Below are 8,604 nucleotides of genomic sequence, written 5' to 3' on the forward strand. Positions count from 1 at the left end.
CGACCCGGGCGTCGACTCGGGGCACATGATCGCGCAGTACACCCAGGCCGCGATGGTGTCCGAGCTCAAGCGCCTCGCGGTCCCCGCCAGCGTCGACTCGATCCCGTCGAGTGCGATGCAGGAGGACCACGTCTCGATGGGCTGGGCGTCGGCCCGCAAGCTGCGGACGTCGGTCGACCTGCTGACCCGGGTGCTGGCGATCGAGATCCTGACCGCGGCCCGTGGGATCGAGCTGCGGGCACCGCTCGTGCCGTCCGCCGCGACCGGCGCCGCGATCGCGGTCCTGCGCGAGACGGTCGCTGGCCCTGGCCCGGATCGCCACCTGTCACCCGAGCTCGAGGCGGCGGCCGAGCTCGTACGCTCCGGCGCGCTCCTCGCCGCCACCCACCACCCCGCCACCCACCAAACCGCTGGCAGTGACGTTTCGGCCCCGAAATCGGGGAATCCGGGGCCCGAACGTCACTCCCAGCGAGATCTGGAGAACTGACATGCGGAACGTTCGTGCGGCCCGGGGCTCGACCCTCACGGCCCGGTCGTGGCAGACCGAGGCCCCGATGCGGATGCTGATGAACAATCTCGACCCCGAGGTCGCCGAACGCCCCGAGGACCTGGTCGTCTACGGGGGCACGGGCCGGGCGGCGCGGAGCTGGGAGGCGTACGACGCGATCGTCCGAACGCTCGAGACCCTCGCCGACGACGAGACGCTGCTGGTCCAGTCCGGCAAGCCGGTCGGGGTGTTCCGCACCCACGAGTGGGCCCCCCGAGTGCTGATCGCCAACTCCAACCTGGTGGGGGACTGGGCGACGTGGCCCGAGTTCCGCCGGCTGGAGGCGGAGGGCCTGACGATGTACGGCCAGATGACCGCCGGGTCGTGGATCTACATCGGGACGCAGGGGATCCTGCAAGGAACGTATGAGACGTTCGGCGCGGTCGCGAGGTCGAGATTCGGCGGCTCGCTGGCCGGGACGCTGACCCTGACCGGGGGGTGCGGCGGGATGGGGGGCGCCCAGCCCCTCGCCGTCACGATGAACGAGGGCGCGGTGCTGGTCGTGGACGTCGACGAGACACGGCTCGAACGCCGGGTGAAGCACGGCTACCTCGACGAGTACGTCACCGACCTCGACGAGGCCGTCACGAGGGTCGTCGCGGCCAAGGACGAGCGACGGGCGCTGTCGGTCGGGATCGTCGGCAACGCCGCGACGGTGTTCACCGAGCTGCTCGAGCGCGGCGTCCCGATCGACGTCGTGACCGACCAGACCAGCGCCCACGACCCGCTGAGCTATCTGCCCGAGGGCATCTCGGTCGCGGACTGGCACGCCGAGGCGGCGCGCGACCCCGAGGCGTTCACGGGCCGGGCCCGCGCCTCGATGGCCAAGCAGGTCCGGGCGATGGTCGGCTTCATGGACGCCGGCGCCGAGGTCTTCGACTACGGCAACTCGATCCGGCAGGAGGCCCGGCTGGGCGGGTTCGACCGGGCGTTCGCCTTCCCCGGGTTCGTCCCCGCCTACATCCGGCCGTTGTTCTGCGAGGGCAAGGGACCGTTCCGGTGGGCCGCGCTGTCGGGGGATCCTGCGGACATCGCCGCGACCGACCGGGCGGTCCTCGAGCTCTTCCCCGAGGACGAGCACCTCGCCCGCTGGATCACGAAGGCCCAGGAGCTGGTCCACTTCGAGGGCCTCCCGGCGCGCATCTGCTGGCTCGGCTACCGGGAGCGGCACCTCGCCGGGCTCCGGTTCAACGAGATGGTGGCCTCGGGCGAGATCAGCGCCCCGGTCGTGATCGGGCGGGACCACCTCGACTCCGGCTCGGTTGCGTCGCCCTATCGGGAGACCGAGTCGATGGCCGACGGCTCCGACGCGATCGCGGACTGGCCGCTGCTCAACGCCCTGCTCAACACCGCCTCCGGGGCGACCTGGGTGTCGATCCACCACGGCGGCGGGGTCGGGATCGGCCGCTCGATCCACGCCGGTCAGGTCATCGTCGCCGACGGCACGGACCTCGCGGCGCAGAAGATCGAGCGGGTCCTGGTCAACGACCCCGGCACCGGCGTCATGCGGCACGTCGACGCGGGCTACGAGCGCGCCGCCGAGGTCGCCGCCGAGCGGGGCCTGCGGGTTCCGATGCTGGAGGGCTGATGCTCGACGCCATCGCCGACATCGGTCGCGATCCCGGCACGGGTGGCTATCGCCGCTACGCCTGGGGCGACGCCGACATGCTGCTGCGGGAGTGGTTCACCGGCGAGGCCGCGGCTCGGGGCATGGACCTGGTCGAGGACGGCAACGGCAACCAGCTCGCGTGGTGGGGCAGCGGCCCGGACGCCCTCCTGCTGGGCTCGCACCTGGACTCGGTGCCGGACGGCGGGGCGTACGACGGACCGCTCGGGATCGTCTCGTCCTTCGCCGCGGTCGACCGGCTGCGCGCCGAGGGATTCCAGCCCTCCCGTCCGGTCGTGGTGGCGAGCTTCGCCGACGAGGAGGGCGCCCGCTTCGGCATCGCGTGCGCCGGGTCGCAGCTCGCGACCGGCGCCTTGGCGCCCGCTCGGGCGCTGGCCCAGAAGGACCGCGACGGGATCACGCTGGCCGCGGCGATGGCGGCGCGCGGCCGTGACCCACGAGCCGTCGGACGTACCGCTTGGCTGGCGGACGTCGGCGCCTTCGTCGAGCTGCACGTCGAGCAGGGCCGGTCACTGGTGCACTCCGGCGCCGCGGTCGGCGTGGCCTCGGCGATCTGGCCGCACGGGCGGTGGCGGCTCGACTTCTGCGGCGAGGCCAATCACGCCGGTGCGACCCGGATGGAGGACCGGAGGGACCCGATGCCGGCGTATGCCGCGACGGTCCTCGCGGCCCGACGGCTCGCGACCGAGTCGGGGGCCCGGGCGACCTTCGGCCGGCTCGAGGTCGAGCCCGGCGGCACCAACGCGATCCCGTCCCGCGTCTCGGCCTGGCTCGACGCCCGGGCGGGCGACGAGGAGTCCCTGGACCGGCTGGTCGCGGAGCTGGTCGCCGCGGCGAGGACGGCCACCGCTGCGGACGGCACGACGCTCCACCTGGTCACGGAGTCGGTCAGCCCGGCGGTCCGGTTCGACGTCCCGCTGCGGGACCGGATCGCCTCGACGCTCGACGCCCCGGTCCTGGCGACAGGAGCCGGCCACGACGCCGGCGTCCTGAGCGCCCGCGTGCCGACCGCGATGCTGTTCGTCCGCAACCCGACCGGCGTCTCGCACTCGCCCGCCGAGCACGCCGCCGACGACGACTGCACTGCCGGCGTCACGGCCCTGACCGCGGTCGTCCGGGACCTGGCGTGACGGCCGTCCCGGCGTTCGCGAGCTGTCACAGCCACGTCTTCCACCGGGCCCTGCGTGGCCGCGTCACGGGCGCGGGCTCGTTCTGGCGCTGGCGGGACCGGATGTACGCCCTCGCGGCGGTCCTCGATCCCGATCTCCTCCACGAGCTGGCCACCGCGACGTACGCCGAGATGCGCCTGGCCGGCATCCGCACGGTCGGTGAGTTCCACTACCTGCACCACGGCCCGGACGGGACGCCGTACGAGGACCAGAACGCCATGGGGGAGGCGCTGATCGCGGCGGCACGGAAGTCCGGCCTGCGGATCGCGCTGCTGGACGCCTGCTACCTGGCGGGCGGATTCGGGCGCGGGGTCGACGGGGTGCAGCGACGGTTCAGCGACGGTGACGCCCACGCCTGGGCGATCCGGGTCGAGGCCTTGGCCCGGAAGCACGCCGGGGACGACGACGTCGTGGTCGGGGCCGCGATCCACTCGGTGCGCGCCGTCCCCCGCGACCAGCTCACCACCGTGGCGAGTGCCTTCCCCGAGGCGCCGCTGCACGTGCACGTCTCGGAGCAGCCGGCCGAGAACCACGACTGCCTCGCCGCGACCGGACTGACGCCCGTGCGGCTGCTGGCCGAGGCGGGCGCGTGGACGCCCCGCACGACCGCGGTGCACGCGACCCACCTCGACACCCCCGACATCGCGACGCTGGGGGACGCCGGAGCGTACGTCTGCCTGTGCCCGACGACCGAGGCCGAGCTCGCCGACGGGATCGGCCCGTCGGTCGCCCTGCGCGAGGCCGGGGCGCGGATCACCCTCGGGACCGACAGCAACACCGTCATCGACATGTTCGCCGAGGCACGGGCGGTCGAGATGCACGAGCGGCTCCGCACCGGGGTCCGCGGCGCATGGACCGCCGAGCAGCTGTGGGCCGCCGCGGGCACCACGGGTCACGCCTCGCTGGGCTTCGCGGAGCCGGCGTCCATCGAGATCGGTCGGTCGGTGCGGACCGCCGGGGCCGACGAGCTGCTCTGGGCGGCATCCGCGGCGGATGTCGTCGGCGATCCTGAGGACGTGGCGCAGCGGCTGGACCGGGCCGTGGCGGCCTGCTGGAGCCGGGCATGACGTCACGGCTGGTGACCAACATCGGCGAGCTCGTCACGTGGGAGCCCGACCGGCCGGTCCGGCACGATGCCGCGTTCGTGGTCGAGGACGGTGCCGTGGCGTGGATCGGTGCCCCCGGCGACGCGCCGGCGACCGACACGGTGCAGGACGTGGGCGGCGCCGCGGTGGTCCCGGGCTTCGTGGACTCCCACACGCACCTGGTGTTCGCCGGCGACCGGTCGGCGGAGTTCGAGGCTCGGATGACGGGTCAGCCCTACGCCGCCGGCGGCATCCGGACGACTGTCGAGGCGACCCGCGCGGCGACCGACGACCAGCTCGCCGGCACCGTGGCCCGGCACCTGGCGGAGATGCGCGCGCAGGGGACGACGACGGTCGAGATCAAGAGCGGCTACGGCCTGACGGTCCACGACGAGGAACGCTCGTTGGCGATCGCCCGGCGCAGCACTCCCGAGACGACGTTCCTCGGGGCGCACGTGGTCCCGGCCGGAACCGACGTCGCGGCCTACGTCGACCTCGTCACCGGCGAGATGCTGCGGCGCTGCGCCCCGCACGCCCGGTGGATCGACGTGTTCTGCGAGGACGGGGCCTTCGGGGGCGACGAGGCACGGACCGTGCTGACCGCGGGGATCGCGGCGGGGCTGCTGCCGCGGATCCACGCCAACCAGCTCGGCCCCGGCCCCGGCGTCCAGCTGGCCGTCGAGCTCGGAGCCGCGGCCGCGGACCACTGCACGTACCTGACCGCGTCCGACGTCGACGCGCTCGCCGGCTCCGGCACCGTCGCTGGCCTGCTCCCGGGCGTCGAGTTCTCGACCCGGCAGCCCTATCCGGACGCGCGGCGGCTGGTCGACGCCGGCGTGACCGTCTCGATCGCGACCGACTGCAACCCCGGCAGCTCCTACACGTCGTCGATGCCGTTCTGCCTCGCGCTCGCGGTCCGCGACATGGGCCTGTCGCCGCTGGAGGCGCTCCGTGCCGCGACCCAGGGTGGCGCGACCTCGCTGCGCCGCGACGAGGTCGGGCACCTGCGGATCGGTGCGACCGCCGACCACGTCGTGCTCGACGCCCCGTCCTACGTCCACCTGGCCTATCGGCCCGGAGTACCGTTGGTGACCTCGGTGGGGTGACCCTCGGCTGGACCAGAATGCACGACGTGAAAGGCAGTCTCCTCGAGTCGCTGACGTTGGCGGACGCGCGCCGCCGTCGGCGGCTCAACCGGCTGCTGCGGAAGATGGCCCGCCTGGATCCGGTGCCGCCGTCCGGGCTGTCCCCCCGACGTCGGGCCATGGCGGCGGTGCTCCTGCTGGTCCTGCTGCTGGTCGGGGTCTGGCGCCTCGGGCTCACGGGGGAGGACCGCGCGGGCTTCCCGGATCGCCCGGCGGACGCGCAGGCCCGACCGATCGGCAATCCGCCCTCGCAGGAGGTCACGAGCACCGCGTTCGACTTCCTGCAGACGCAGCCCGGGAGCAGCGAGCCCGTGACGTACGACCCGTGCGCCCCGATCCACCTGGTCGTCGATCCCCGCACGATGGTCGACAAGGGGATGAGGATGCTGGAGGAGGCGGCGGACGAGATCCGGGCGGCGACCGGGCTGTCGCTGGTCGTCGACGGGCTGACGGACACCGGCGCGTCGCCCGGTCGCACGGCGACCTCCGCCGACGGCAGCACCTGGACCCCGGTCCTGGTGTCGTGGACCGATCCAGACGCGACCCCCAGGCTGGGCGGGATGACCGCGGGATACGCCGGCAGCACGGCGGTCGAGCGCGACGGTCACCGGTGGTACGTGACCGGCGTGGTCATGCTGGACGGGCCGCAGATCCAGCAGACCCTCGCGACGGACGGCTGGACCGCCGCCCGCTCGGTCCTGATGCACGAGCTCGGGCACCTGGTCGGGCTCGGCCACGTCGACGCCCGCGGCCAGCTGATGCAGCCGACGAGGGAGAGTGGCCTGGATGCGTGGGGTGACGGCGACCGCGCCGGGCTGGCGGCGGTCGGCCGGGGGCGGTGCATCGACTACTAGGTCGCTCAGTGGATCCCGTCGAGGTAGAACCAGCACCCCTGCTCGCGGGTGAACCGGCTGATCTCGTGCTGCCTGCCGGCGCCCGTCGGGGCGCGGTAATAGGCCACGAACTCGACCACGCCGCTGGTGTCGAAGGGGCTACCGGCGCGGGTCTCGATGATGTCCAGCCGGTACCACGTGCGGTCCTCGTCGAGCTCGAGCGTCGCCGGCCGGGTCGACGGGTGCCAGGTCGCGAGCAGGTAGTCGCCGTCACCCCGGGCGAACGCGCTGAACCGCGAGCGCATGAGCTGCTCCGCGGTGTGCGCCGTGCTGCCGCCGGCATGCAGCCGCCCGCAGCAGTCGTCGTACGTGAGACCGCTCAGGCAGGGGCAACGAGATTCCGACACATTTTCAGTATCCCCCGTTACTTTGTCGATCCTGCGTCGTTGTCACTTCTGAACCGGGCACACTCCCTCCCGCCCGGTTGCGACGCTGATCTATCTGGATCAGCACGAAGTCCGACTCGTGGCTCCCTCCCGGTCGGACTTTTCGCATTCCACGGGTGCGCCGGGCCCATGACGTCATCACTGTCGAGGCCCTGGGCCACGGTCCTGATGACGCCCCGAGACAAGGTGGTCCCGAGGCAATGAGAAGGGGCGCCCCCAAAAAGGAGCGCCCCGCCTCGTGCCGTACGGACCTCAGGACGTCGCGTCGTCCTTCTTCGGCTCGTCCTCGACGACGTCGTCGAAGGCGAGCTGCGTCGCGGCGGCGCTGAGGTCCTTGCCGCTGGGGTTGGCATCGCTGAGCTCGGCGATGTCCTCGGAGACCGGATCAGCGGTCGACTCGATGTCGTCCACCGACGTGATCTCGTCGGGCGCCTGGGCCTTGGCCTCGTCCTTCGCGGCGTCGGCCTCCTCCTCGCGTGCGTCCTCCTCGACCGGCTCGGTCTCGTCGGGCACGTGGGTGACCTTCTCGGCGGGTGACTCCTCGGGCTCCGGCGCAGGCTCGGGCTCTTCGGTCACTGCCTCGGCGGTCGCCGGCTCGGGCTCGGCCTTCTCCTCGACCTTGTCCGCGGCGGGCTCGGACGGGGTCAGGTCGGTGTTGACCGGGCCGACGTTGGCCCAGGCAGCCTCTTCCTTCTCACTGGCCGGGTCGTCGTTGACCTCGGGCTCGGCGTCGGCCTTCGCCTCGGGCTCGGCGTCAGCCTTCGCCTCGGGAGCCTCCGCGCGGGCATCGGCGTTGCGGGGCTCGTCGGGTGCCGCGGACTCGTCGGCGTGACCGCCGCCGGACTCGTCGACCTTGACGTTGCTCTCGGCGGCGGTGGCCTGGTCGGCCGCGTCGCTCGAACCGGCCGGCTCGTCGAGCTCGTCGACGTCGGTCGTGTCCTTGTCGGCGGGGTCGCCCTCCTCGTGCGCCTTGGCAGCGGCCCCGGCGTCAGCAGTGTCGCTGATCGAGTCGGGATCGGCCTTGTCCTCGGCATCCGGCTCGGCCTCGGTGGCCTTGTCGGTCACCGCAGTGTCGGCAACGGCACCGGCGGTCGCGGCCTCCGCGACGACGGCCTTGTCGTCGTCCTTGGTCGGCTGCGCGGCCTTGACCGGCGCACGCTTGACCGAGGTCAGCAGCATCTGCGCGACGTCGAGCACCTCGACCTCCTCGCGGGCCGCACCCTCGGACTGCTTGAGGGTCAGGCCGTCGGACAGCATGACCCGGCAGAACGGGCAGCCGACCGCGATCTGGTCGGCACCGGTCGCGATGGCCTCCTCGGTGCGGTTGACGTTGATGCGGGAGCCGAGGCTCTCCTCCATCCACATGCGCGCTCCACCGGCGCCGCAGCAGAACGACTTCTCCTGGTTGCGGGGCATCTCGGTGAACTCGGCGCCGGGGATGACGTTGAGGAGCTCGCGCGGCGGCTCGTACACCTGGTTGTGACGACCCAGGAAGCACGGGTCGTGGTAGGTGATCTTCTTCTTCTCCTCGCCCGCGACGGGCGGGAGCGGCTTGAGCTTGCCTTCGCGCACGAGCCGGTTGAGCAGCTGCGTGTGGTGGACGACCTCGAGCTCGACGCCGAACTCGGCGTACTCGTTCTTGAGCGTGTTGAAGCAGTGGGCGCAGGTCGAGACGACCTTCTTGACCTTGGTCTCCTTGAAGACCTCGGCGTTCTGCATCGCGAGCTGGGCGAAGACGATCTCGTTGCCGGC

At 72.6% G+C, this 8,604-nt stretch carries 8 protein-coding genes; 6 read left to right on the forward strand and 2 right to left on the reverse strand.

Features of this window, described 5'->3' with window-relative positions; genetic code table 11:
* The 6 genes from JWQ91_RS13980 to JWQ91_RS14005 all read left to right on the forward strand — a co-directional run.
* Window positions 1-487 (forward strand): aromatic amino acid lyase (locus JWQ91_RS13980; protein ID WP_297785311.1); only part of this gene is annotated, 487 nt, incomplete at its 5' end.
* Window position 488: 1 nt separating this feature from the next.
* The gene (gene hutU / locus JWQ91_RS13985) at window positions 489-2,135 is read left to right on the forward strand and encodes a urocanate hydratase (protein ID WP_297785314.1); all 1,647 of its coding nucleotides are present in this window, start codon (window positions 489-491) and stop codon (window positions 2,133-2,135) included.
* A complete protein-coding gene (locus JWQ91_RS13990) occupies window positions 2,135-3,304 on the forward strand; it encodes an allantoate amidohydrolase (protein ID WP_297785317.1) in 1,170 nt (389 codons plus the stop codon). The genes hutU and JWQ91_RS13990 overlap by 1 nt, the downstream gene beginning before the upstream one ends.
* Complete coding sequence (locus JWQ91_RS13995) at window positions 3,301-4,410, forward strand: formimidoylglutamate deiminase (protein ID WP_297785320.1); 1,110 nt, start codon at window positions 3,301-3,303, stop codon at window positions 4,408-4,410. Before JWQ91_RS13990 ends, JWQ91_RS13995 begins: the two co-directional genes overlap by 4 nt.
* Window positions 4,407-5,534 carry an imidazolonepropionase gene (gene hutI, locus JWQ91_RS14000; protein ID WP_297785323.1) on the forward strand — a complete coding sequence of 376 codons (1,128 nt, stop codon included), beginning with the start codon at window positions 4,407-4,409 and terminating at the stop codon, window positions 5,532-5,534. Before JWQ91_RS13995 ends, hutI begins: the two co-directional genes overlap by 4 nt.
* Before the next feature lie 26 nt (window positions 5,535-5,560).
* A complete protein-coding gene (locus JWQ91_RS14005; protein WP_297785326.1) occupies window positions 5,561-6,427 on the forward strand; it encodes a matrixin family metalloprotease in 867 nt (288 codons plus the stop codon).
* A gap of 5 nt (window positions 6,428-6,432) precedes the next feature.
* On the opposite strand, the gene JWQ91_RS14010 is transcribed toward JWQ91_RS14005, so the two are convergent.
* Together JWQ91_RS14010 and JWQ91_RS14015 are read right to left on the reverse strand one after the other, a co-directional pair.
* Window positions 6,433-6,813 carry a YchJ family protein gene (locus JWQ91_RS14010; RefSeq protein ID WP_297785329.1) on the reverse strand — a complete coding sequence of 127 codons (381 nt, stop codon included), beginning with the start codon at window positions 6,811-6,813 and terminating at the stop codon, window positions 6,433-6,435.
* A gap of 291 nt (window positions 6,814-7,104) precedes the next feature.
* Window positions 7,105-8,604 (reverse strand): heterodisulfide reductase-related iron-sulfur binding cluster (locus tag JWQ91_RS14015; protein ID WP_297785332.1); only part of this gene is annotated, 1,500 nt, incomplete at its 5' end.

It is taken from the genome of Aeromicrobium sp. (assembly GCF_025965075.1).
In the GTDB taxonomy this organism is placed as follows: domain Bacteria; phylum Actinomycetota; class Actinomycetes; order Propionibacteriales; family Nocardioidaceae; genus Aeromicrobium.